Source organism: Pseudomonas sp. GP01-A4, from assembly GCF_058780865.1.
This window is the reverse complement of sequence record NZ_JBYSWF010000014.1, coordinates 61,662-83,374: the sequence shown is the minus strand read 5'-3', so window position 1 is coordinate 83,374 and position 21,713 is coordinate 61,662. Positions and strand designations below refer to the sequence as shown.

The 21,713-nt window shown below is 61.3% G+C and carries 22 protein-coding genes, 1 other RNA gene and 1 pseudogene; 15 read left to right on the top strand and 9 right to left on the bottom strand.

What is annotated here, in order from left to right; genetic code table 11:
* Nucleotides 1-281 precede the first annotated feature (281 nt).
* Nucleotides 282-1,445: a zinc-binding metallopeptidase family protein gene (locus tag AC3WKX_RS11260; RefSeq protein WP_003219075.1), complete on the top strand. Its 1,164-nt coding sequence runs from the start codon at nucleotides 282-284 to the stop codon at nucleotides 1,443-1,445.
* A 132-nt stretch (nucleotides 1,446-1,577) separates the two neighbouring features.
* An RNA gene (ffs, locus tag AC3WKX_RS11255) (signal recognition particle sRNA small type) lies at nucleotides 1,578-1,674 on the top strand.
* A 106-nt stretch (nucleotides 1,675-1,780) separates the two neighbouring features.
* Here ffs and AC3WKX_RS11250 read toward each other — a convergent pair.
* The gene (locus AC3WKX_RS11250; protein WP_087694831.1) at nucleotides 1,781-2,368 is read right to left on the bottom strand and encodes an HI_0983 family protein; all 588 of its coding nucleotides are present in this window, start codon (nucleotides 2,366-2,368) and stop codon (nucleotides 1,781-1,783) included.
* A 14-nt stretch (nucleotides 2,369-2,382) separates the two neighbouring features.
* Nucleotides 2,383-2,916, bottom strand: coding sequence for a hypothetical protein (locus AC3WKX_RS11245; protein ID WP_003219072.1), 534 nt, complete (start codon nucleotides 2,914-2,916; stop codon nucleotides 2,383-2,385).
* 284 nt (nucleotides 2,917-3,200) lie between these two features.
* Between AC3WKX_RS11245 and AC3WKX_RS11240 the strand changes: the two genes are divergently transcribed.
* Together AC3WKX_RS11240 and AC3WKX_RS11235 are read left to right on the top strand one after the other, a co-directional pair.
* The gene (locus tag AC3WKX_RS11240; protein WP_087694832.1) at nucleotides 3,201-4,247 is read left to right on the top strand and encodes an N-acetylmuramidase family protein; all 1,047 of its coding nucleotides are present in this window, start codon (nucleotides 3,201-3,203) and stop codon (nucleotides 4,245-4,247) included.
* 1 nt (nucleotide 4,248) lies between these two features.
* Nucleotides 4,249-4,863: an SH3 domain-containing protein gene (locus tag AC3WKX_RS11235; protein WP_003219069.1), complete on the top strand. Its 615-nt coding sequence runs from the start codon at nucleotides 4,249-4,251 to the stop codon at nucleotides 4,861-4,863.
* Between the two features lie 39 nt (nucleotides 4,864-4,902).
* Here the strand turns inward: AC3WKX_RS11235 and AC3WKX_RS11230 are convergent, their stop codons facing one another.
* On the bottom strand, nucleotides 4,903-5,766 hold the full coding sequence (locus AC3WKX_RS11230) for a LysR family transcriptional regulator (RefSeq protein WP_003219067.1): 864 nt from the start codon (nucleotides 5,764-5,766) through the stop codon (nucleotides 4,903-4,905).
* A gap of 97 nt (nucleotides 5,767-5,863) precedes the next feature.
* Here AC3WKX_RS11230 and AC3WKX_RS11225 point away from each other — a divergent pair, with 97 nt between their 5' ends.
* Nucleotides 5,864-6,832, top strand: coding sequence for a DMT family transporter (locus tag AC3WKX_RS11225; protein ID WP_003219065.1), 969 nt, complete (start codon nucleotides 5,864-5,866; stop codon nucleotides 6,830-6,832).
* On the opposite strand, the gene AC3WKX_RS11220 is transcribed toward AC3WKX_RS11225, so the two are convergent.
* Both AC3WKX_RS11220 and AC3WKX_RS11215 read right to left on the bottom strand, forming a co-directional pair.
* On the bottom strand, nucleotides 6,746-7,117 hold the full coding sequence (locus AC3WKX_RS11220; RefSeq protein WP_003219063.1) for a VOC family protein: 372 nt from the start codon (nucleotides 7,115-7,117) through the stop codon (nucleotides 6,746-6,748). The genes AC3WKX_RS11225 and AC3WKX_RS11220 overlap by 87 nt on opposite strands.
* 151 nt (nucleotides 7,118-7,268) lie before the next feature.
* The gene (locus AC3WKX_RS11215) at nucleotides 7,269-7,583 is read right to left on the bottom strand and encodes a helix-turn-helix domain-containing protein (protein WP_003219061.1); all 315 of its coding nucleotides are present in this window, start codon (nucleotides 7,581-7,583) and stop codon (nucleotides 7,269-7,271) included.
* 306 nt (nucleotides 7,584-7,889) lie between these two features.
* Here AC3WKX_RS11215 and AC3WKX_RS11210 point away from each other — a divergent pair, with 306 nt between their 5' ends.
* The 4 genes and pseudogenes from AC3WKX_RS11210 (at nucleotide 7,890) to AC3WKX_RS11195 (ending at nucleotide 11,319) form a co-directional block, all read left to right on the top strand.
* Nucleotides 7,890-8,042: a hypothetical protein gene (locus AC3WKX_RS11210; protein ID WP_157222851.1), complete on the top strand. Its 153-nt coding sequence runs from the start codon at nucleotides 7,890-7,892 to the stop codon at nucleotides 8,040-8,042.
* A pseudogene (locus AC3WKX_RS11205) lies at nucleotides 8,002-8,370 on the top strand (PAS domain-containing protein); the annotation flags it as partial. The gene AC3WKX_RS11210 and the pseudogene AC3WKX_RS11205, both read left to right, overlap by 41 nt.
* Nucleotides 8,371-8,499: 129 nt before the next feature.
* The gene (locus AC3WKX_RS11200; RefSeq protein WP_404942397.1) at nucleotides 8,500-9,609 is read left to right on the top strand and encodes a methyl-accepting chemotaxis protein; all 1,110 of its coding nucleotides are present in this window, start codon (nucleotides 8,500-8,502) and stop codon (nucleotides 9,607-9,609) included.
* 18 nt (nucleotides 9,610-9,627) lie between these two features.
* Entirely contained in the window at nucleotides 9,628-11,319 is a 1,692-nt protein-coding gene (locus AC3WKX_RS11195) for a putative bifunctional diguanylate cyclase/phosphodiesterase (RefSeq protein ID WP_102605045.1), read from the top strand.
* Between the two features lie 155 nt (nucleotides 11,320-11,474).
* Here AC3WKX_RS11195 and AC3WKX_RS11190 read toward each other — a convergent pair whose 3' ends face one another.
* Nucleotides 11,475-12,224: a substrate-binding periplasmic protein gene (locus AC3WKX_RS11190; protein WP_008430184.1), complete on the bottom strand. Its 750-nt coding sequence runs from the start codon at nucleotides 12,222-12,224 to the stop codon at nucleotides 11,475-11,477.
* Between the two features lie 133 nt (nucleotides 12,225-12,357).
* Between AC3WKX_RS11190 and dnaX the strand changes: the two genes are divergently transcribed.
* From dnaX to AC3WKX_RS11165, 5 genes are all read left to right on the top strand, one after another.
* A complete protein-coding gene (dnaX, locus tag AC3WKX_RS11185; protein WP_102368376.1) occupies nucleotides 12,358-14,421 on the top strand; it encodes a DNA polymerase III subunit gamma/tau in 2,064 nt (687 codons plus the stop codon).
* Between the two features lie 43 nt (nucleotides 14,422-14,464).
* On the top strand, nucleotides 14,465-14,803 hold the full coding sequence (locus AC3WKX_RS11180; protein ID WP_003193199.1) for a YbaB/EbfC family nucleoid-associated protein: 339 nt from the start codon (nucleotides 14,465-14,467) through the stop codon (nucleotides 14,801-14,803).
* A gap of 269 nt (nucleotides 14,804-15,072) precedes the next feature.
* On the top strand, nucleotides 15,073-16,107 hold the full coding sequence (curA, locus tag AC3WKX_RS11175) for an NADPH-dependent curcumin/dihydrocurcumin reductase (RefSeq protein WP_102605044.1): 1,035 nt from the start codon (nucleotides 15,073-15,075) through the stop codon (nucleotides 16,105-16,107).
* Nucleotides 16,108-16,172: 65 nt separating this feature from the next.
* On the top strand, nucleotides 16,173-16,775 hold the full coding sequence (gene recR / locus AC3WKX_RS11170; RefSeq protein WP_003219049.1) for a recombination mediator RecR: 603 nt from the start codon (nucleotides 16,173-16,175) through the stop codon (nucleotides 16,773-16,775).
* A gap of 200 nt (nucleotides 16,776-16,975) precedes the next feature.
* On the top strand, nucleotides 16,976-18,124 hold the full coding sequence (locus tag AC3WKX_RS11165; RefSeq protein WP_102605043.1) for an acyl-CoA dehydrogenase family protein: 1,149 nt from the start codon (nucleotides 16,976-16,978) through the stop codon (nucleotides 18,122-18,124).
* A gap of 131 nt (nucleotides 18,125-18,255) precedes the next feature.
* On the opposite strand, the gene AC3WKX_RS11160 is transcribed toward AC3WKX_RS11165, so the two are convergent.
* Both AC3WKX_RS11160 and fnr read right to left on the bottom strand, forming a co-directional pair.
* The gene (locus AC3WKX_RS11160; protein WP_102605041.1) at nucleotides 18,256-18,804 is read right to left on the bottom strand and encodes an adenine phosphoribosyltransferase; all 549 of its coding nucleotides are present in this window, start codon (nucleotides 18,802-18,804) and stop codon (nucleotides 18,256-18,258) included.
* An 80-nt stretch (nucleotides 18,805-18,884) separates the two neighbouring features.
* Nucleotides 18,885-19,619: a fumarate/nitrate reduction transcriptional regulator Fnr gene (gene fnr, locus AC3WKX_RS11155; RefSeq protein WP_003219044.1), complete on the bottom strand. Its 735-nt coding sequence runs from the start codon at nucleotides 19,617-19,619 to the stop codon at nucleotides 18,885-18,887.
* A 154-nt stretch (nucleotides 19,620-19,773) separates the two neighbouring features.
* Between fnr and AC3WKX_RS11150 the strand changes: the two genes are divergently transcribed.
* Nucleotides 19,774-20,250 (top strand): hypothetical protein, encoded by a 477-nt coding sequence (locus AC3WKX_RS11150; protein ID WP_008437565.1) that lies wholly within the window; start codon nucleotides 19,774-19,776, stop codon nucleotides 20,248-20,250.
* A gap of 7 nt (nucleotides 20,251-20,257) precedes the next feature.
* Here the strand turns inward: AC3WKX_RS11150 and hemN are convergent, their stop codons facing one another.
* The gene (gene hemN, locus AC3WKX_RS11145; protein ID WP_003219038.1) at nucleotides 20,258-21,640 is read right to left on the bottom strand and encodes an oxygen-independent coproporphyrinogen III oxidase; all 1,383 of its coding nucleotides are present in this window, start codon (nucleotides 21,638-21,640) and stop codon (nucleotides 20,258-20,260) included.
* Nucleotides 21,641-21,713 lie beyond the last annotated feature (73 nt).

Genomic DNA, 21,713 nt, shown 5'->3' with positions numbered 1-21,713 from the left:
GTGGGAACGCCGCCCTGGACGCTCTGCGTCCGCTCTGAAAGGTGCGACGCGGAGCGTCACTGGATGCATTCCCACGCGGAGCGTGGGAACGATCTCTCCCGGGCAATGCTCTAGTCTGATGATCGTTCCCACGCTCTGCGTGGGAACGCCGCCCTGGACGCTCTGCGTCCGCTCTGAAAGGTGCGACGCGGAGCGTCACTGGATGCATTCCCACGCAGAGCGTGGGAACGATCTCTCTCGGGCAATGCTCTAGTATTGGCAAGCCTCCCGGAGAGATCGCCATGTACCGCTTCTTCGAACAACTCAGTTCGCGCATCGCCGCACCGTTCATGGCCGAGACCTCGCGCAACAGCAAGGTCTGGCAGTGCCGCTGTGGGCAATCGCTGTTCTTTCGCAACAGCCAGTGCCTGGCCTGCTCGGCGCTGCTGGGCTATCAGCCGGAGCAGAGTCGCCTGTCCTCCCTGCAGCCCGGCCCGTATGCCGATACCTGGCTGCTGGACGCCGACCCTGAAGCCGGTGCCTTTCGCCGCTGCGCCAACCTCGACACGCCGGCCGCCTGCAACTGGCTGCTGCCCGCCGACAACGGCCAGGTCTTGTGCGTGGCCTGCAGCCTGAACCGCACCATTCCCGACCTGTCGATCCCCGAAAACCCCGAACGCTGGCGCAAGGTCGAAACCGCCAAGCGTCGTCTGGTGGCCCAACTCATCAGCCTGGGCTTGCAGGTGATTCCCAAGACGGTCGATGAAGACACCGGCCTGGCCTTCGATTTTGTCGGCATCGACCTGGAAGGCAACGCGCCCACCACCGGCCACGCCAATGGCCTGATCACCCTCGACATCAAGGAAGCCGACGACGCCCACCGTGAGAAAATTCGCGTACAGATGCGCGAGCCTTACCGCACCTTGCTCGGTCACTTCCGTCACGAGGTCGGCCATTACTACTGGGACCGCCTGATCGCCAACAGCCATTGGCTGGAGCCGTTCCGCACGCTGTTCGGTGACGAGCGCGCCAGCTACGCCGACGCCCTGGAGCAGCACTACCAGAACGGCCCGCGCCCGGACTGGCAGCAAACCTGCGTCAGCGCCTACGCCACCATGCACCCGTGGGAAGACTGGGCGGAAACCTGGGCGCATTACCTGCACATGATGGACGCCGTCGACACCGCGCTGGGCTTCGGCATGAGCGCCCGGGAGATGGACCTGGATTACCAACCGTTCCCCCTCAGCACCCTCTACGACCCCGGGCATCCCGGCGGCACGGCGTTCCTGTCATTCGTCAATGCGTGGATCGAACTGGCCGGCATGCTCAACGAACTGTCCCGCAGCATGGGCCAGCCGGATTTCTATCCGTTCGTCCTGCCGCCGGCGGTGATTGCCAAGCTGCACTTCATTCACCTGGTGATCCAGCAAGAGGGCGGTCGGGCGGACGAGGTCGTGCTTTTGTAGGAGCAAGCTTGCTCCTGCAGCCAAGTACTTGAACCATCAGATATTTTTAATCCCGCGCCAACGGTTGTAACTTCCGATGAGATCGGTACAATGGCGCGGCTTGCCGAGAGGCGAGCGTCGTTATGGTGACCCCATCGGTCCCCCCGCAACGATTACCCGTGAACCTGGTCAGAGCCGGAAGGCAGCAGCCACAGCGGGAACATTGTGTGCCGGGGTGTGGCTGGTGGGGTTGCCTCCATAACGCCACCCCTCCTTGATTCAAAAAAATACTTTTATGAAGCCCTTCGCTGACAATCGTCATCTGCGAAGCGATTTCTGCTGTTCGCTCATCAGGGTTACTGACGGTACAGCGGGAACTCTCCCATGGCCGGAATCACTTCTGCGCGCAACCTCGCCATGTGCCCGGGCAACTCCTGTCGTGCGGCAGGCGTGTCGGACGGGATGTTCTTGGCAAAGTGGAAGCTGATGATTTGGCCGGTCCCGTTGTCCTTGTAGTATTTGAAGATATTGAACTCAAAGAAGCTGCCGTCCTTGCGTGTGGAGGTCGGATAAAACAGCAGCACGTAGATCGCATCGGTTTTCTCGTCTGAAAACATCTCCACCGGAAGGTTGGGGTATTCCTGTTTGTGGGCCTGTGCGGTCAGGTTGGCAAGATCCCGGGGCTCGTTGCCGGTGGTCTGGGGCGGCGCGAGGCGAAAATCCACCAGTTCGCTCCAGGCGTTGACGCTTTCTGGTGCGAGGAAATATTCCCAGAGCGGAACGTTGCCCCGGGCCTGGTATTTCAGGACGTATGTTTTCCCTGCAAACACCACCGACTTTGTCTCGGCGATCGACGGGCGGGACAGGTCAGGCGGCGCCACAGGCGGTTTGGATGCACAGCCGAACAGCAGCAGGACAGTCGATACCACGATTAGCCAACGCATGGGCACCTCCTGTGTCACGGCTTAGTGCTGTTGATGTGGTCGGCGATGCTGGCGAGCGTTGCGCTCCATTGTGCAACGGTTTGTTCTGAAGGCATTTCTCTCCAGGTCCTGGAAACCTTGTACGTGTCGCCCCCCAATTGATAGGCAAAATGCCTCAAGGTCATGACGTTGCCGTTCGCCTGTGTGCAGATCACCGACCAGCCCATATACGGGGTGCTGGTATCTCCCATGTCAGTCTGGCTGATATGTGTTTTGCAGTTCTTCTCGGCGGCCCGGGTATCGGAATCACGGGCCGCGCTTGGCGGTTGATTCTGGCCCGGCAACACAAACAGGGTGATCTCGTCTTTTCCGGTGTCGGCAGACCACTTGTATCGTTTTACCCCGGCATTCGCGAACGCTGATGCCATCTCGTCATCGTTTTTGGTTTGCCATTGCGGACCTTTTGGCGTTACCGCCTTGAGCAAGTAGCCCGCAAAATCTTCTGCGTGGGTGTTTGGCGAGACGAAGAGCAATCCGCTGATGGCACAGGCAATAAAGGTCGATTTCATGTCAGTCCCTGGACGTCATTGTTAGATGTCAGGACGACAATGCATCCTGCGAAACAGACAGTAGCGCAGGTAGTGGCAAAGTGCCCAGTCCGTTTAAAAATTATTCCCAGGGACGACGTCAGTGAGGGATTGCTCACATCCTTAAAACCTTGCGCTGGACAAGCCAAATTCGCCTTGTTAGTTTGCGCCAGCGACATATTTCTAAATATGTCGGTGGCACATGGATGATATTAAAGTGATGGCGCTTTATGGCTCATCTACTCCAACTAACAAGGATGTCAGTAATGAAAAGCCTGCAAGGGTTGCCCACTCTCATCAGCGCTTCCGTCGGTGCGCCGGGCAAAGCCCGCAACTTGCCCGCCGATGTTCAATGCATCCAGTATTTATTCAACTTGATCATTCCCAAGTTGGGTTTCCCCCTGGCGGAAAATGGCAAATGCGACGGCCAGTTGGTGCAGTGCATCAGCCAGTATCAGTTCCGCCACCTCAAATACGCGCATCCCGATGGTGTTATCGACCCTACCGGGCGCACCTTCAATAGCCTGATCGAAGAAGCGGTGAAGGTGCCGGTCAAGCCGAACCCGACCCTGCGGATTCCGACGTTCCTCAATGTGTTCGGCAACACCGGCGCGGACATGGTCCAGGCCACGGTCGACCACTATCTGGACCGCATGCGGGCAATGATCGAGGCCGAGCGGCGCAACCGGCAGATGATGCTCCAGGCCACGTGCGACGGCGGCACGACGCTGACGGATACGGATTTCCAGAACGCTGCCACGCAGTTGGGTAACGGCATTTCCGTCAATATCATCAAGGCCTTTGCCACGGTGGAGTCGGGCGGGCGCTCCGGGTTCGGCCCGGCCAAGTTGCCGGTGATCGCCTTTGAAGGGCACCATTTTCGCAAGTACACCAAGAGTAAATACGATCAGACCCACCCGCTGTTGTCGTACCCCTACGTGAAGAAGGCCGGGCCCCAGTGGAAGGCCAATAACAAGGACCAGACCAAGGCCTGGGAAACCATGGCCACCGCCTTTGCGCTGGATCAGGAAGCGGCCTTGAAGTCGGCCTCCTGGGGCATGTTTCAGATAATGGGCTCCAACTTCACGGCATGCGGTTATAAAACGGTGTTTGAATTTGTGGTGGCCATGAAGATTAATGCCGGGCATCAACTAAAGGCCTTCCTTGGTTTTTGCAGCCAGAGCCCGGCCCTAGTCAAGGCCATGAAGAACAAGGATTACGCCGCCATGGCGCTGAACTATAACGGCAAGGATTATGGCGACTATGACCAACGCATCAAAAAAGCCTACGAAGCACTTGAAGGGAAAAAATAGAATGCCGTTCAAACGTTGCGTGTCCCGATTGCTGGTTGCCTCTTTCGTGTGTGTTGCTGCAGGTGCGCCGGCGTTTGCCGCTACGCTGCACTCGGGCAAGTACGAAGGGCTGATGCTGGCCGTGACGCCCGAGCATCAGGTGGAGGGGTTTTATGCCGAGGAAATGGGCGAGGGCGTGACCCGCTCGTGCACGTTCTTCCTGCAGGGCAAGGTCGACGGTGCGAAGGCATCGGTGTCGACATGGCTGGATGAGGCCTATCCGGGTACCGTCGCGGCCTCCTCGGACGGTGTGATGCTGACCGTGGAGAAGGGCCGCGAACATCCCGGCTGCATCAACGTGTTGATGCCGGAAATTGCCACCGGCCTGGACCTGACCCAGACCGCTGCCAAGAAGTGGATTGGCCTGGTGACCGTTTCGTCCGACAAGGCCTTCCTGCAGAAGACCCCGGACGCCAAGGCCAGCCATCGTGCCTACGTGGTCAAGGACGATGTGGTCGCGGTACTGGCGTTTAAGGATGGCTGGGCCCAGGTCGAGTTCATCAATGGCGAAGGCCGCTCTTCCAAGGGCTGGATCAGCCAGGACCAGTACGCCAGGCTGGTCCCCGCAAAAGGCTGAAGATGCTGCTGCGCCCGCGCGTAGCGGGGCGAAAACCGGTTAGCCGAAAGTTTCCCGCAACAGCCCCGCAAAGGCATCCCGCGCCAGATGGCGTTGGGTGTCTTTGTGCCAGAACAGCAGGTTATCCACCGCCGCCAATTCGTCGAAGCGGTAGGACGTCAATTGGTTGGCCTGCTCGTAGCGCGCCAGGATGCCTTCCGGCGCCAGTGCCACGCCAATCCCCGCGCTGACGCAGCCAATGATCGTGCCCCAACTGGCATAACTTGCGATGGCAGGCTTGATGTCGTGGGGCTTGAGCCAGTTCTCCAGGGCTGCGCGATACGGGCAGCCGGGCGGCCACACCAGCAGCGTGCGGCCGGCCAGGTCCCGGGCGTCCTCGATGGGTGCGCTGGAGGCGCTGGTAATCAGCACCAGGCGCTCGCTGTAGACCACGCTTTGTTCGAGCTTCGGGCGTTTGCCGCCGGCGGCCACCAGCGCGGCGTCGATGCGGTGATGTTGCAGGTCATCGAGTAACTGCGCCCAGGCACCGGTCACCAGTTCCAGCTCCACTTGTGGATAACGTCGATGGTATTCGGCCAGCAGCGGCGGCAGGCGGCCACTGGCGCTGGATTCCACTGCGCCGATGCGCAGCTTGCCGCGGGGAATCGCGTTGCTGTCGACGGCACGCTTGGACTCTTCCACCAGCGCGAGGATGCGCTCGCAGTAGTCGAGAAACACTTCCCCTGCGGCACTGATCGCCAACCCGCGCCCGGCGCGAATGAACAGCGGGGTACCCAACTCGCTTTCCAGTTGCTTAATGCGTGTGGTGATGTTGGACGGCACGCAGTGCAGTTGCAGGGCGGCCTGGGCCACGCTGCCGGTTTGTGCCACGGCTTTCACCATTTTCAGTTGGGCCAGTTCCATCGCTCAGTTCCAGTGATTACAGAAGTCAGAAACGGTTAATTGTCCTGCGCCTTGCCGGGGCCAAGACTGACGGCATTCCCACTGCTGGACGCCGTTCATGAAAGCCCCGTCACCTGTAAAGCTTACGCTAGTCACTGCCAGCGTCATCCTCTGTTGGGCGTATTCGCCGATTGGCGTGCATCTGGCCTTGCACAGCTACAGCCCTGGCCAGTTGGCCTTGGGACGGTTCCTGATTGCTTCGGTATTGATGGCCGGCGTCGCGTTGGTCATGAGGATCGAGCGGCCACGTCTGCGGGACCTGCCGTGGTTGCTGGTGCTGGGCTTCTTCGGGATTTTCCTGCATCACCTGACGATCAATTTCGGCCAGCAATTTGTCACGGCCGCTGCCTCCAGTGTGCTGGCGCAGTCGGTTCCGCTATTTACGGTGCTGGTGGCGTTTTTCGGCTTGAAGGAGCGAGTTACCGGCTGGCGCTGGGGTTGCGTGCTGCTGGGCTTGAGCGGAGTGCTGGTGGTGATCTGGGGCGAGCATGGCCTAGGGCAGATTGATCCCCGTGGACTGATGATCCTGCTGGCGGCGCTGTCGTGGAGCCTTTATTTCACCATCCAGAAACACTATTCCCGGCGCTACAGCCCGCTGACCACGGTGTGCTACACCGTGTGGTCGGGCACCTTGCTGCTGTGTGTGTATTTGCCGGGTTTGCCGGCGGTGGTGTCGCAATCATCGACCCAAGCCAACTGGGCGGTGTTGTTGCTCGGCGCCTTTCCCAGCGCCCTGGCGTACCTGGCCTGGGCCTATGTGTTGCGGCATGTCGAGGTCAGCCGCGCGTCAGTGGCGTTGTACCTGGTGCCGCCGGTGGCGATGGTGATGGCCGCCACGCTGCTGGGCGAGCAGGTTTCGCTGCGCGTGGTGCTGGGTGGCCTGATCGTGCTGGCCAGTGTCGGCGCCATCAGCCTCGAAGGGCGCTGGCGCCGCAAGCCGTTACGGGTTCACGGTAAACACCCGCAGGCGGTGACCGTCGGGGTCCTGGGCGACAAAGGTGTAGCCGAAGTCCGCCTCGACCGGTGACTGGATGATGCTCATCCCGAGTTGCACCCAGCGCGTGTGCAAATCGTCGACCGTTGCGATATCAGCGACGCAGAAACCCGCCTCGCTACCGCCAACCGAGGCTTGGGCCGCAGGCTCCACGGTATGGCGCGACCACAGGCCGAGTTTCACCCCGTTGTCGAGGATGAACAGCGCGAAGGTCGGCCCCAGCTCCACCGGCGGCTTGTCCAGCAGCCGGCTGTAGAGGTTGGCGCTGGTGGCCGGGCTGTCGACGTACAACAAAAAGTAATGGGCAATGCTATTCATGATGACTCCGTGGAATGACGCAGCAATGGCGCGGCTCAGTCCCTAGTCTAAGGGGCTGTCCTGTCAGTTCATGTCAGGAGTCATCAAGCAAAGAGCAGACAGTCAATCTGGCTGTCTGCTCTTTTTATTGCGTGCACGTGTGTTGCGAGCTCTAAGGCTTGGACAAGGCCTGGTCTACCGCTGCGATCAGCTTTCCCAGATCCTTCGGGGTGGCTTTGTGAATGACACCGAACAGATAAGCGCGCTGTTCCTCCTCGTCGACCAGGTCTGCGAAAAAGACTTTCAGCTTCACTCCCAGCGCCTCTGCGAACAAGAACAGTGCCTCGACGCTGGGTGTATAGGTGCCGGTTTCGAAGCGGCTGATGGTTTTAGGGTCAAAACCGGTTTTTTCACCTAGTTCAGCCTGAGTAAGCCCTGCGACCTTGCGGTAACGTCTGATGGCTGGACCCAAACTTGAAATGTGCATCGCTCAATTCCCATTTAGAATCAAGAACTTAACGATAAATCTTAAAATTAGACAACCGCATGTACCATCACCTTTTCTTGCAAAATGTGATGTAATTCGTAGAATCGGCATCTAGGACAAGTATTTGGTGGTCTCGTTTCAGAAGGCAGGTTTATGAAACAGGAAATCATTGCTCTCTCCTTACTCTCATAAATGTGCCCATAAAACGGACGCCTGGCAGGGACTGAAATGTCGCTCGTCAGTGCCACGCTTCATTGCGCCTCACGTGCCGGATACCCGAATTCAAGCCTAGTTGATCATCACTGAATGGATGATGAATTGCTGTGCAAAATCGTGGGTTTGCGTACCTTTGCGGCCAACCAGCCGATCGACGGCGCAGCCCGACTGGAAATACGAATCCGCCTGTCCTGCCTACCCGGTGGTCGAGAGGGCGATCGAATGCTGTCCATGGAGCTTTAACGTGCGTCTCAATTTGCCGGTCACTGCTGTTGAACAGACTTTTGGGGAGCAGCAACGGCTAATTTCCGCAACTGACGTCAACAGCCATATTACCTACTGCAACGCCGAGTTTGCCGCCATGAGCGGTTTTACCCAGGCCGAGCTGATCGGCAGCACCCACAACCTGGTGCGCCACCCGGACATGCCGCCCGCCGTGTTCCAGCTGATGTGGAGCTACCTCAAGGCCGGGCAGAGCTGGATGGGCGTGGTGAAGAACCGCTGCAAGAACGGCAACTATTATTGGGTCAGCGCCTATGTGACGCCGATTCTCGAAGACGGGCGGCTGACGGGCTACGAGTCGGTTCGGGTCAAGCCCACCCGCGAACAGGTGCGCCGCGCAGAGGCGCTGTACGCGCGGTTGCAGGCAGGTGGTGCGGCGGTCTCGCCGGTGCGGCGTGTGGCGTCTGTGTCCCGGGCCATGGCGTTGCCACTGGCGGCTGCCGTTGCCAGTGTCGCCGCCTTCCAATGGGTTCCGGGTGTATGGGCCCAGGCGTTGACTGTCGGCTTGTTTCTCGGCCTGGGCGTCTGGGGGCATCAACGCTTGGGGCTGCAGCTCAAGCAGATTGTGCAGAACACGCCCAATACCTTTTCCGACCCCATCAGCGCCATGACCTACAGCGACGCGCTGGGGCCGACCGCGCAGCTCGAAATGATCCTGATCAGCGAAGAGGCGCGACTTAAAACCGCCCTGACGCGCCTCAGCGACCTGGCCAACCAGATGGCCGAAGCAGCCGCCCATTCCAGCGTGTTGTCGAGCACCACCGAATCGGCGTTGCTGGAACAGCGCGCCGAGACCGACATGACCGCCGCCGCCATGACCGAGATGGCTGCGTCCATCGCCGAAGTGGCGGTGCACGTGCAGCAAACCGCCAGCGAAGCTCACACCGCCAACACCCTCGCCGAGCAGGGCAGCCAGGTGGCCGGCACGTCCCGCGAGGCGATCCAGCTGCTGGCCGGCACCGTCACCCAGATCAACCAGGCGGTGGGCAACCTGGCCGGGCAGACCCAGCAAATCCAGGTGGCCGCGAGCATGATCCAGGCAATCGCCGACCAGACCAACCTGCTGGCCCTCAACGCGGCCATTGAAGCGGCCCGCGCCGGCGAGCAGGGCCGTGGCTTTGCCGTGGTGGCCGACGAGGTGCGCGCCCTGGCGGGCAAGACGCGGGAGTCGACCCAGCAGATCCAGGGCATCATCCAGAACCTGCGGGCCGGCGCCGATGAGGCGGTCGAGATCGCGAGCCTGGGCATTCACGAGGCCGAGCAGGGCGTGCAGCAAGTACTTGAGGCGCAGCAGGCGCTGCAAGGCATTCGCCACGCGGTGGAGCGTATTACCGATATGAGTCAGCAAATGGCTGCTGCCTCACAGGAACAATCCCACGTCGCCGAGGAAGTTTCACAGCAGATCAATAACGTTGCCGCCACGGTGCAAAAGACAGCGGGCAATGCCAACGCTGCAGTCACCCGTGGCCGGGAACTCGAAAGCATCTCTTCCGGGTTGCGCGCCCTGGTCGAGCGGTTCAACCGCTAGCCACAGTGAGCCTGACTCATGGACGAGAAATACCGCAGGGCCGTGGATGCAGCCGCCATTTTCTCCGAGACTGACCTGGCGGGCTGCATCACTTACGTCAATGACCAGTTCTGCGGCATGTCCGGCTACGGGCGTGACGAGTTGCTGGGGCAAAATCACCGCATTCTGAGCTCGGGACTGCACCCTGCGGGGTTCTTCCAGGGCATGTGGCAAGCCATCAGCGAAGGCCGGGTGTGGCGTGGGGAAATCTGCAACCGGGCCAAGGATGGGACGTTGTATTGGGTGGACAGCACCATGGTGCCGCTGCTCGATGAGAAGACCGGGCGCGTGCAGAAGTACGTGTCGATCCGCTTTGATGTCAGCGAAAAGCGCCAGCTGTTGCACACCCTGCAATGGCGGGTCGGCCACGATGTGCTGACCGGCTTGCCGAACCGCGCCTATCTGTCCGAGTTGCTTAACCAGTCCCTGGAGTTCTCCCGCAGCGAAGACATCCCGTTGGCGTTGTGCATGCTCGACCTGGACGGCTTCAAGGCGGTCAACGACGGGTATGGGCATGCCTGTGGGGATCTGTTGTTGGTGGAAGTGGCCACTCGGTTGCGGGAGATCATCCGCGGCGAGGACGTGGTCGCCCGGCTCGCCGGTGACGAATTTGTGCTGATCCTGCGTTATGTGCGCGATATCGACGAGCTGAACGGCGCCTTGCTGCGCATCCTCAAGGCGATTTCCGAGCCGTACTCGATCCAGGGGGCGGAGCTGAATGTGTTCGCCAGCATCGGCGTCACGCTGTTCCCCCTGGACGACGAGGACGCCGACACCTTGCTGCGCCATGCCGACCAGGCGATGTATGTGGCCAAGCAGAGCGGGCGCAACCGCTACCAGTTGTTTGATGTATCCCTGGAACAGGAGGTCAAGGCCAGCCACCAGACCGTGGAGCAGATCCGCCAGGCCCTGGCGGCGCGCCAGTTGTGCCTGCATTACCAGCCCAAGGTCAACTTGCGCTGCGGCACGGTGGTGGGGTTCGAAGCGTTGTTACGCTGGCAGCACCCCGAGCGTGGCCTGGTGAAGCCGGGGGATTTCCTGCCACTGATCGAGCAGACCGACCTGATTGTCGATATCGGCGAATGGGTGATCGCCCAGGTGTTGGGCCAGATGCATCGCTGGCAGGTGCATGGGCATTGGTGGTCGGTGAGCGTGAACATCGCGGCGCGGCACTTCCAGCGCGAGGATTTTGTCGAGCGCCTGCAAGACTTGCTGGCGCAATACCCGCAGGTGGAGCCGCACCGGCTGGACCTGGAGATCGCCGAGTCGGTGGCCATCGACAATATCCAGCGTGTCACCCAGCACCTGGAGGCCTGCCAGGCCTTGGGCGTGCAGTTCTCCCTGGATGATTTTGGCACCGGCTATTCCTCCCTGAGCTACCTCAAGCGCCTGCCGACCCAGACCATCAAGATCGACAAGTCGTTCGTGCGCGACATCCTGCACGACAAGGACGACCTGGCGCTGACCAAGGCCGTGATCGGCCTGGCCCGTGCGTTTGGCCGCGAAGTGATTGCCGAAGGCCTGGAAACCCTGGAGCACGGCCAGCTGTTGATGCGCATGGGCTGCGAAGTGGCCCAAGGCTATTTCATCGCCCGGCCGATGCCTGCGGACGACGTGCCGGGTTGGGTCGAGGGATTTGCACCGCCGCCGCAGTGGCAAAAGCTTGAGTGATGTTTACTGTGGCGAGGGAGCTTACGGTGGCCAGGGAGGTTGCTGTGGCGAGGGAGCTTGCTCCCGCTGGGCTGCGTAGCGGCCCCAAGATCTTTGGGAGCGCTGCGCACTCCAGCGGGAGCAAGCTCCCTCGCCACAAGGACAATCAGGTGATCTTAAGGGGCGGGAGCGCTGTTCCCGATATACAGCTGGATGATTTCATCAATCTCCCCGGACATTTTCATCCGCAGCAACGTGCGCAGGATCTGCTGCCCCGGCACCTGCGGGTCGTTGCGCACATAGCAGCCCAGGCGTTGCTCCTCGATCACGGCCACCGTATGCAGGCGCTGTGTGGGCGGTAATTGCTGATTGAAGCGGTCAAGGATCCATTCGTTGATCACTGCATAGTTGAAGCGTCCGGCCACCAGTTTTTGCAGCACTTGCTCTTCACTGCGGCTGTCGTCGCGGCTGAACTGGCCGCTGGCGAAGCGCGCCTCCAGGGTCGGGTAGCTGTAGCCGAGTACCGTGCCGATGTGTTGCGGCGCAAGGCTGTCCAGTGCCACTGACGTTGAGGGCACGCGCCCGGCGGCCAGCACATTGCGCTGGACCAGCAGCGGGATGCTCCAGGTGTAGTCCCCCGACAGGTTGTTCAGCCACGCCGGTGTCACGTAGCAGCGCACGTCCACATCCCCGCGCTCCATGGCGGTGTCGATGCGCGCACGCGGCAGCACATGGAATATCGCAGGACGGCCGACCTGGGTGGCCAGGCTCAACATCAGGTCATACAAAATCCCCTGGGTCGGCTGGCCCTGGTCAAGTTGCACCATGGGCATGGTCCAGCTGTCGGAAATGGAGAATCGCAGAGGTGCGGGTGCCGCCAGGGTGACCGTGGCAATCATCCACAAGGCGCCCAGGACTGCGCGCATAAATTCTCCGGGTTCAGCCTTTTATAGGCTTGGTCAGACCAGCTTAGTCAGATTAGACGAGCGTGCCGGATGCAATTTCCCCCTTGCTCCGCTAGCATTACCCGCTTCCGCTTCCCAGTTGCGACGGTTTTCGATGAGTTATCAGGTTCTTGCACGTAAATGGCGTCCGCGCTCGTTCCGCGAAATGGTCGGCCAGACCCATGTGCTCAAGGCTCTGATCAATGCCTTGGACAGCCAACGGCTGCACCACGCCTACCTGTTCACCGGTACCCGCGGGGTGGGCAAGACCACCATTGCCCGCATCATTGCCAAGTGCCTGAACTGTGAAACCGGCATCACCTCGACGCCGTGCGGTACCTGCTCGGTGTGCCGGGAAATCGACGAAGGGCGTTTTGTCGACCTGATCGAGATCGACGCCGCGAGCCGCACCAAGGTCGAAGACACCCGCGAGCTGCTCGACAACGTGCAGTACGCACCGAGCCGTGGCCGCTTCAAGGTCTACCTGATCGACGAAGTGCACATGCTGTCCAGCCACTCCTTCAACGCCTTGTTGAAGACCCTGGAAGAGCCGCCGCCCTACGTCAAATTCATCCTGGCCACCACCGACCCGCAGAAACTTCCTGCAACGATTTTGTCGCGGTGCCTGCAGTTCTCCCTGAAAAACATGACCCCGGAGCGTGTGGTCGAGCATTTGACCCACGTGCTGGGTGTCGAGAACGTACCGTTCGAAGACGACGCCCTGTGGTTGCTGGGTCGTGCCGCCGACGGCTCGATGCGTGATGCCATGAGCCTTACCGACCAGGCCATCGCCTTCGGTGAAGGTAAGGTGCTGGCCGCCGACGTGCGGGCGATGCTCGGCACCCTGGACCACGGCCAGGTGTTCGACGTGCTGCACGCGTTGATCGAAGGCGACGCCAAGGCGTTGCTCGAAGCCGTGCGCCATCTGTCCGAGCAAGGCCCGGACTGGAATGGCGTGCTGTCGGAAATCCTCAATGTGCTGCACCGCGTCGCCATCGCCCAGGCCCTGCCCGAAGGTGTCGACAACGGCCACGGCGACCGCGACCGCGTGTTGGCCCTGGCCCAGGCGCTGCCGGCCGAAGACGTACAGTTCTACTACCAGATGGGCCTGATTGGGCGACGTGACCTGCCGTTGGCACCCGATCCGCGGGGCGGCTTCGAAATGGTCCTGCTGCGGATGCTGGCCTTCAGGCCCGCCGACACGGCGGATGCGCCGAGACAGCCGCTAAAGCCAGTGGGGATCAGCCAGGCCACAGTTGATTCCGCCAAACCAGTGGCTGGCCCGGCTGTTGTCGCGCCAGTGGTTGCGCCGCCTGCGCCGGTTGCACAGGCCGCCGCCCCGGTTGTCGCCGAGCCCGTGGCGCCTGTGGTGGTGCCGGAGCCGGTGGTTGAGCCTGCGCCCGTGCCTGAAGTCGATCTGCCGTGGAACGACCCGGTAGAGGCCGAGGTCGAGGTCGAGCTGCAGCCTGCCGTCGAGCCGGTGCTGGAAACCACCAGCGAGCAGCCTGAACTGACACCCATGCCCGCGCCGACCCCGGACAGCGTGGTGCCGGACGCCCCCGAGTGGGTTTCGGCCCCGGTGCCGGAGCCGACCGTTGCGCAAGTGGACGCCGCCACCCCGGGCACCGACCTCGACGACGAGCCGCCGCTGGACGAAGATTACATCGAGCCGGACATGGATTCGGCCTACAGCTACCTGGACGACCTGGCCAGCGAACACACCGCCGAGCCTGCCCCGGAGCCTGAACCCGAACCTGCCGCGATGCCGGCCACCGGCCTGGCGTTGCAATGGCTGGAGCTGTTCCCGAAACTGCCGATCTCCGGCATGACCGGCAGCATCGCCGCCAACTGCACCCTGATTGCCGTTGATGGCGACCACTGGCTGCTGCACCTGGACCCGGCCCACAGCGCCCTGTTCAACGCGACCCAGCAGCGCCGGCTCAACGATGCCCTGAACCAGTTCCACGGGCGCACGCTGACCATCAGTATCGAGCTGATCAAGCCCGAGCAGGAAACCCCGGCCCAGGCGGCGTCTCGTCGCCGGGTCAACCGCCAGCGTGAGGCTGAAGAGTCGATCCACGGTGATCCGCTCATCCAGCAGATGATGCAGCAGTTTGGCGCGGTGGTGCGGCACGATACTATTGAACCTGTAGAAGCCCCGGTACCCCAAGCGTCATAACCCGGGGCCAATAATTGATCCACGTACTTTTGAGGTGATTCCCATGATGAAAGGTGGCATGGCCGGCCTGATGAAGCAGGCGCAGCAGATGCAGGAAAAGATGGCCAAGATGCAGGAAGAACTGGCCAACGCCGAAGTCACCGGTAAAGCCGGTGGCGATATGGTCAGCGTGGTGATGACCGGTCGTCACGACATCAAGCGCGTGAGCATCGACCCAAGCGTATTGCCGGGCGTCGGCGAAGACGACCTGGAAATGCTCGAGGCGCTGTTTGCCGCGGCCGTCAACGACGCCGTGCGCAAGATCGAAGCCAACAGCCAGGACAAGATGTCCGGCGTGACCGCTGGCATGCAACTGCCACCGGGTATGAAGCTGCCGTTCTGATCGGCAAGCAGCACCGAAAATGCCAGGCCCCGCGCCTGGCATTTTTTTGGCCGGCTATTTTCCATACCCGTAGCAGCTGTCGAGCGCCAGCGAGGCTGCGTCGGCAGCGACTCGGTCCCACGTCTGGCATGAAAGCAGCGGTGCGGCTAACGTAGCCTGGCTGGCGCTCGACAACTGCTACTGCGAGAGTTTTGTCGAACCCTGGACCCTGTGTTGGGGTCTGCACCCTATACCGTTGAATTCAATCACCGATAGAAGGAGCCTCGCTGATGTCCGAAGCATTGACCCTCAACCAGCGCATTGTGCTGGTCTCACGCCCCCACGGCGCACCGGTGCCGGAAAACTTTCGCCTGGAGCGCGTCGCGCTGCCGGAACTGGCCGACGGCCAGGTTTTGCTGAAGACCCTTTACCTGTCCCTGGATCCCTACATGCGCGGGCGCATGAGTGATGCGCCGTCTTACGCTGCGCCGGTAGAAATCGACGAAGTGATGACCGGTGGCGCTGTCAGCCGCATCGAACAGTCCCGCAATCCGAAGTTCGAGGTGGGTGACCTGGTGGTCGGTTCCACCGGCTGGCAGAGCCACAGCATCTCCGATGGGCGCAACCTGATCCCGGTACCGAAGGGACTGACCAGCCCGTCCATGGCCCTGGGTGTGCTGGGTATGCCCGGCATGACCGCCTATATGGGCCTCACCGATATCGGCCAGCCCAAGTCCGGGGAAACCCTGGTGGTGGCGGCCGCTTCCGGTGCGGTGGGCTCGGTGGTGGGCCAGGTGGCGAAGATCAAGGGCCTGCGGGTGGTCGGTGTGGCGGGTGGCGCCGACAAGTGCCGCTATGTGGTGGACGAGCTGGGCTTTGATGCCTGTGTCGATCACAAGAGCGACAACTTTGCCGAGGAGCTTGCCCAGGCCTGCCCCAAGGGCATCGATATCTACTTTGAAAACGTCGGCGGCAAGGTATTCGACGCGGTCGTGCCGCTGCTGAATGCCAAGGCGCGCATTCCCTTGTGTGGCCTGATCGCCGGCTATAACGCCCACGAAGCGCCCAGCGGTCCCGACCGGCTGCCGGCGTTGCAACGTACCTTGCTGACCAAGCGTGTGCGGATCCAGGGCTTTATCGTGTTCGACGACTATGGCGACCGCCAACCGGAATTCCTCAGTGCCATGGCGCCGTGGGTGCGGGACGGCAAGATCAAGTTCCGCGAGGACGTGGTGGAAGGCCTGGAACAGGCACCTGAAGCCTTTATCGGTTTGCTGGAGGGGCGCAACTTCGGCAAGTTGGTGGTGCGGGTCGCACAAGATTGAGCATTTGACGCTAATCCGAGGCGCGGGTATAAACCGCGTCTCGTTGTTTTGTCGGACCTTTCCCCATGAGCTTCAGCCCCCTGATTCGTCAACTGATCGACGCCCTGCGCACTTTGCCAGGTGTGGGTCAGAAAACCGCCCAGCGCATGGCGCTGCAACTGCTGGAGCGTGATCGCAGCGGCGGCTCCCGACTGGCCCAGGCCCTGAGCCAGGCGATGGAAGGGGTTGGCCACTGCCGCCAGTGCCGCACCCTGACCGAGGAAGAGCTGTGCCCGCAATGCGCCGACCCGCGTCGCGACGACACGCTGCTGTGCGTGGTCGAAGGGCCGATGGATGTCTACGCGGTGGAGCAGACCGGTTACCGCGGGCGCTACTTTGTGCTCAAGGGCCACCTGTCGCCGCTGGATGGGCTGGGGCCGGAGGCGATTGGTATTCCGCAACTGGTGACGCGAATCGAGGAGCAGGGCACGTTCGTCGAGGTGATCCTGGCCACCAACCCTACGGTGGAAGGCGAAGCGACGGCCCATTACATCGCCCAGCTGCTGACCAACAAAGGCCTGATTACTTCGCGCATCGCCCACGGCGTGCCGCTGGGTGGCGAGCTGGAACTGGTGGATGGCGGGACCCTGGCGCATTCGTTTGCCGGGCGTAAGCCGATCGCCCTGTAACAAACACCGCAGGACAAAATGTGGGAGTGGGCTTGCTCGCGAATGCGGTGGTTCAGTCAATGCATCTGGCGACTGATACACCGCATTCGCGAGCAAGCCCGCTCCCACATTTGTTTTGTGGCGTTCACGAGTCTTTCCTCTTGCTTGATAACCAAGCAAGCGCTTGGTAAGTTCGCTCTACCGTCCCGTGGAGCTTGCCGATGTCTGCCTATCAGGAATACTTCGACCCCAGCCACCAATTGGTCCGCGACAGCGTGCGTCGTTTCGTCGAGCGCGAGATGTTGCCGGGCATCGAGCAGTGGGAGGAAGCGGAAAGCTTCCCCCGGGAGCTGTACCTCAAGGCCGGCGCGGCGGGGATCCTGGGGATCGGTTACCCCGAAGCCCTTGGAGGCAGCCACGAAGGTGACCTGTTCGCCAAGGTCGCGGCCAGCGAAGAACTGATGCGCTGCGGCTCCGGCGGGGTAGTGGCAGGGTTGGGCTCGCTGGATATCGGCTTGCCGCCCATCGTCAAATGGGCCCGGCCCGAGGTGCGCGATCGTGTGGCGCCGCAGGTGTTATCCGGCGAGAAGATCGCCGCCCTGGCCGTCACCGAGCCCGGTGGCGGCTCCGATGTCGCCAGCCTGCAGACCCGTGCCGTGCGCGACGGCGACCATTACCGCGTCAGCGGCAGCAAAACCTTTATCACCAGCGGCCAGCGTGCCGACTTCTATACCGTCGCCGTGCGTACCGGTGGGCCGGGGTTTGGCGGTATCAGCCTGTTGTTGATCGAAAAGGGCACGCCTGGTTTCACCACCGGTACACCCCTGAAGAAGATGGGCTGGTGGGCGTCGGACACGGCCGAACTGTTCTTCGACGATTGCCGCGTACCGGCAGGCAATCTGATCGGCGCCGAGAACATGGGTTTCGCCTGCATCATGGGCAACTTCCAGAGCGAGCGCCTGGCCCTGGCCCTGATGGCCAATATGACTGCGCAGATGGCCCTGGAGGAAAGCCTGAAGTGGGCGGCCCAGCGCGAGGCCTTCGGCAAACCCATCGGCAAGTTCCAGGTGCTCAAGCATCGCCTGGCGGAAATGGCCACGGCGGTGGAGGTCTCGCGGGAATTCACCTACCGCCAGGCCGCCAAGATGGCCGCGGGCAAGAGTGTGATCAAGGAGATCTCGATGGCCAAGAACCTCGCCACCGACACCGCCGACCGCGTGACCTTTGATGCCGTGCAGATCCTCGGCGGCCAGGGCTACATGCGCGGCAACCTGGTGGAGCGGCTGTATCGCGACAACCGCATCCTGTCCATCGGCGGCGGGACTCGGGAAGTGATGAACGAAATCATCAGCAAGCAGATGGGCTTGTAGAAAGCGCTTTTGTGGCGAGGGAGCTGTGGCGAGGGAGCTTGCTCCCGCTGGGCTGCGTAGCGGCCCCAAGATCTTTGGGAGCGCTGCACACTCCAGCGGGAGCAAGCTCCCTCGCCACACGAGTCCCGGGGTTATTGGTCTGTCAGGGCAAACTGCGTCAGGCAGAACGTCGGAATGCCCATGTCTTCCAGGCGCTGGGAACCACCCAGCTCCGGCAGATCGATGATCGCCGCCGCTTCGAAAATCCGTGCGCCCATGCGCCGCGCCAGGTTGGCCGCTGCGATCAGCGTGCCGCCGGTGGCGATCAGGTCATCGAACATCAGCACCGAATCACCTTCACACAGGCTGTCGGCGTGCACTTCCAGGAAGGCTTCGCCGTATTCGGTCTGGTAACTCTCGGCCAGCACGTCAGCCGGCAATTTGCCTTGCTTGCGGAACAGGATCAGCGGTTTGTTCAACTGATAGGCAATGATCGAACCGATCAAGAAGCCCCGGGCATCCATCGCGCCGATGTGGGTGAAGTCGGCTTCGACGTAGCGGTGTACGAAGGTGTCGGCCACCAGGCGCAAGGCCTTGGGCGACTGGAACAGCGGCGTGATATCGCGAAAGATCACCCCAGGCTTGGGGAAGTCGATGACTGGGCGAATCAGGGATTTGATGTCGAACGAATCGAAGACCATCGTCGAGGAGTCCTGGGGAGGAAAGCGGACTCGAAGTATACCTGCGGCCCAGCCGATTGGCTCGGCCGCAAGCGTCTGGATCAACCGTCGAGCGAACCGCCAGCCAATGCGCAGAGCTGGATCGGGTCGAGGATATGCACTTCCTTGCCTTCGGCCGCAATCAACTCGTTCTGCTGGAAGCGGGTGAATACCCGGGACACGGTTTCCACCGCCAGGCCCAGGTAGTTGCCGATTTCGTTGCGCGACATGCTCAGGCGGAACTGGTTGGCCGAGAAACCCCGCGCGCGGAAACGTGCGGAAAGGTTGACCAGGAAAGTGGCAATACGCTCGTCGGCGGTTTTCTTCGACAACAACAGCATCATCTGTTGGTCGTCGCGGATTTCCCGGCTCATCACGCGCATCAGCTGGCGACGCAATTGCGGCAGCTGCAGGGCCAGTTCATCCAGGCGTTCGAACGGGATTTCACACACCGATGTGGTTTCCAGGGCCTGGGCCGACACGGGGTGAATCTCAGTGTCCATGCCCGACAGTCCGACCAGTTCGCTCGGCAGGTGGAAGCCGGTGATCTGTTCTTCGCCGCCATCGCTCAGGCTGAAGGTTTTCAGCGCGCCAGAACGTACTGCATAAACGGAGTCAAACTTGTCGCCCTGGCGAAACAGGAACTCGCCTTTTTTCAGTGGGCGACCGCGTTTAACGATCTCGTCCAGCGCTTCCATGTCTTCCAGATTCAACGAAAGTGGCAGGCACAGGGGGGCCAGGCTGCAATCCTTGCAATGAGCCTGGCTATGAGCGCGCAGTTTAACTGGCTCGGACATTTCTTAAATCCTTGTGGGAAAACACACATAAGACGTAAGGGTACCGCACTGGGGGACGATCAGGCCAGCGTGTACAAAAAAGCAGCAGCGGTATAAAGAATTTTGTATCGAGGTCGATACAAGATTGTCACTCCTAGAGCTGGAGGCTCAGATCATGCTTTCCATTGGCGCAACCAACCCTGCCATTGTTTCTTCGCTAACCGTGCCTGATGCGAAAAAAGACCCCGCTGCAGACGATAAAGACCAAGCGTCTTCTACCGATCGGGCCACTGACACCAAGCCCCAAGGACTGGTGGTGGATATCTCGGGAGCGGGGCTGAAGGCCTCCAAGGCCAGCACCAACTCCAACAAGGACATTGACGACAGCAACCTGAAAGACAACATCAAGCAGCTGTTGAAAATGATTCGCGAGATGAGAAAACAGCTCGCCGAGAAGCTGGCTCAGCTCTCAGCTGCCATGTCCGACGCCTCAAAGACCCCGCAGGCAAGGCAGGCCAGAGTGGCCGCCTTGCAGAGTGATATCGCGACATTGCAGGCCGGCTTGATGACGGCCCAATCGCAGTTGACCAAGGCCTTGAAGGACGAGTCTCCCGAGTCGCAGCTGGAAGCGATGGCCCTGCTGGCGAAGTAGGACAGGTTCAGATTACCCGCGAAAATCGTTGCCGATTCTGGTGCTCCAGATAGGCATCGAACACCATGCACACCGAGCGTACCAGCAGGCGCCCCGCCGGCAATACGCGGATGCCCTGTGGGTCGAGTTCGATCAGTCCGTCCTCGGTCATCGCCTCCAGTTGCGGCCAGAGCTCGTCGAAATAGCCGCGAAAATCGATGTTGAAGGCCTGTTCGATCTTCTCGAAATTCAGGCTGAACGTGCAGATCAGCTGCTGGATCACTTCCCGGCGCAACCGGTCATCCGTGGTGCATAACAACCCACGGCTGGTGGCCAGTTGCGCGCCGGCGAGGGCGTTCTGGTAGTGGTTCAGGTCGCTGCTGTTCTGGCAGTACAGGTCGCCGATCTGGCTGATCGCCGACACCCCGAGCCCGATCAAATCGCAATGCCCATGGGTGGTGTAGCCCTGGAAGTTGCGTTGCAGCGTGCCTTCTTCCTGGGCGACGGCCAATTCATCGTCCGGCAGGGCAAAGTGGTCCATGCCGATGTAGCGGTAGCCCGCCCGGGTCAACTGCTCGATGGTGGTTTGCAGCATCAGCAGTTTTTCCGCCGGGGAGGGCAGGTCGTCGGTGTTGATCCGTCGCTGGGGCATGAACCGTTCCGGCAGGTGTGCGTAGTTGAACACCGAGAGGCGGTCCGGTTGCAGGCTGATGACTTCTTCCACGGTGCGTGCGAAATTCAGCGGTGTCTGCTTGGGCAAACCGTAGATCAGGTCGATATTGATCGAACGAAACTGCAGGGTGCGCGCTGCGTCAATCACTGCGCGGGTTTCTTCCAGGCTTTGCAGGCGGTTCACCGCACGCTGCACTTCGGGGTCTAGGTCCTGCAGGCCGATACTGACGCGGTTGAACCCCAGTTCACGCAGCAGGCCCATGGTCGCCCAGTCGGCTTCCCGTGGGTCGATTTCAATCCCGTAGTCGCCGGAGTCATCGTCCAGCAGGTTGAAGTGCTGGCGCAGGCGGCCCATGACCTGACGCAGCTCGTCATGGCTGAGAAAGGTCGGGGTGCCGCCGCCGAAGTGCAGCTGCTCCACCGGCTGTTTGGGGTCGAGGTGGCACGCCACCAACTGGATTTCCTGCTCCAGGCGTTGCAGATAGGCGTGAGCCCGGCCGCGATCCTTGGTGATGACCTTGTTGCAGGCGCAGTAGTAGCAAATGTTGGCGCAAAACGGCACATGCACATACAGCGACAGGGGCCGTACGGCCTTGCGGCTGTCGCGCAGGGCGTGGAGCAGGTCGAAGGTGCCGACCTGGCTGTCGAATTGTACGGCGGTGGGGTACGAGGTATAGCGTGGCCCCGCCAGGTCGTAGCGGTGAATCAGATCAGTGTCCCAACGAATGGCGTCGAGCATGCGGGCGTTCCCCCGGATAGGCTAGTGGGCCGAGTCTAGGGGCTGGGTGGGGAAGCCATCTTGATTTGCATCA

What these genes read in the sequence shown, in the direction of transcription:
- AC3WKX_RS11260 (WP_003219075.1), top strand. Translation starts at nt 282, where the DNA reads ATGTACCGCTTCTTCGAACAACTCAGTTCGCGCATCGCCGCACCGTTC.
- AC3WKX_RS11250 (WP_087694831.1), bottom strand. Translation starts at nt 2,368, where the DNA reads ATGCGTTGGCTAATCGTGGTATCGACTGTCCTGCTGCTGTTCGGCTGT.
- AC3WKX_RS11245 (WP_003219072.1), bottom strand. Translation starts at nt 2,916, where the DNA reads ATGAAATCGACCTTTATTGCCTGTGCCATCAGCGGATTGCTCTTCGTC.
- AC3WKX_RS11240 (WP_087694832.1), top strand. Translation starts at nt 3,201, where the DNA reads ATGAAAAGCCTGCAAGGGTTGCCCACTCTCATCAGCGCTTCCGTCGGT.
- AC3WKX_RS11235 (WP_003219069.1), top strand. Translation starts at nt 4,249, where the DNA reads ATGCCGTTCAAACGTTGCGTGTCCCGATTGCTGGTTGCCTCTTTCGTG.
- AC3WKX_RS11230 (WP_003219067.1), bottom strand. Translation starts at nt 5,766, where the DNA reads ATGGAACTGGCCCAACTGAAAATGGTGAAAGCCGTGGCACAAACCGGC.
- AC3WKX_RS11225 (WP_003219065.1), top strand. Translation starts at nt 5,864, where the DNA reads ATGAAAGCCCCGTCACCTGTAAAGCTTACGCTAGTCACTGCCAGCGTC.
- AC3WKX_RS11220 (WP_003219063.1), bottom strand. Translation starts at nt 7,117, where the DNA reads ATGAATAGCATTGCCCATTACTTTTTGTTGTACGTCGACAGCCCGGCC.
- AC3WKX_RS11215 (WP_003219061.1), bottom strand. Translation starts at nt 7,583, where the DNA reads ATGCACATTTCAAGTTTGGGTCCAGCCATCAGACGTTACCGCAAGGTC.
- AC3WKX_RS11210 (WP_157222851.1), top strand. Translation starts at nt 7,890, where the DNA reads ATGGATGATGAATTGCTGTGCAAAATCGTGGGTTTGCGTACCTTTGCG.
- AC3WKX_RS11200 (WP_404942397.1), top strand. Translation starts at nt 8,500, where the DNA reads ATGGCGTTGCCACTGGCGGCTGCCGTTGCCAGTGTCGCCGCCTTCCAA.
- AC3WKX_RS11195 (WP_102605045.1), top strand. Translation starts at nt 9,628, where the DNA reads ATGGACGAGAAATACCGCAGGGCCGTGGATGCAGCCGCCATTTTCTCC.
- AC3WKX_RS11190 (WP_008430184.1), bottom strand. Translation starts at nt 12,224, where the DNA reads ATGCGCGCAGTCCTGGGCGCCTTGTGGATGATTGCCACGGTCACCCTG.
- dnaX (WP_102368376.1), top strand. Translation starts at nt 12,358, where the DNA reads ATGAGTTATCAGGTTCTTGCACGTAAATGGCGTCCGCGCTCGTTCCGC.
- AC3WKX_RS11180 (WP_003193199.1), top strand. Translation starts at nt 14,465, where the DNA reads ATGATGAAAGGTGGCATGGCCGGCCTGATGAAGCAGGCGCAGCAGATG.
- curA (WP_102605044.1), top strand. Translation starts at nt 15,073, where the DNA reads ATGTCCGAAGCATTGACCCTCAACCAGCGCATTGTGCTGGTCTCACGC.
- recR (WP_003219049.1), top strand. Translation starts at nt 16,173, where the DNA reads ATGAGCTTCAGCCCCCTGATTCGTCAACTGATCGACGCCCTGCGCACT.
- AC3WKX_RS11165 (WP_102605043.1), top strand. Translation starts at nt 16,976, where the DNA reads ATGTCTGCCTATCAGGAATACTTCGACCCCAGCCACCAATTGGTCCGC.
- AC3WKX_RS11160 (WP_102605041.1), bottom strand. Translation starts at nt 18,804, where the DNA reads ATGGTCTTCGATTCGTTCGACATCAAATCCCTGATTCGCCCAGTCATC.
- fnr (WP_003219044.1), bottom strand. Translation starts at nt 19,619, where the DNA reads ATGTCCGAGCCAGTTAAACTGCGCGCTCATAGCCAGGCTCATTGCAAG.
- AC3WKX_RS11150 (WP_008437565.1), top strand. Translation starts at nt 19,774, where the DNA reads ATGCTTTCCATTGGCGCAACCAACCCTGCCATTGTTTCTTCGCTAACC.
- hemN (WP_003219038.1), bottom strand. Translation starts at nt 21,640, where the DNA reads ATGCTCGACGCCATTCGTTGGGACACTGATCTGATTCACCGCTACGAC.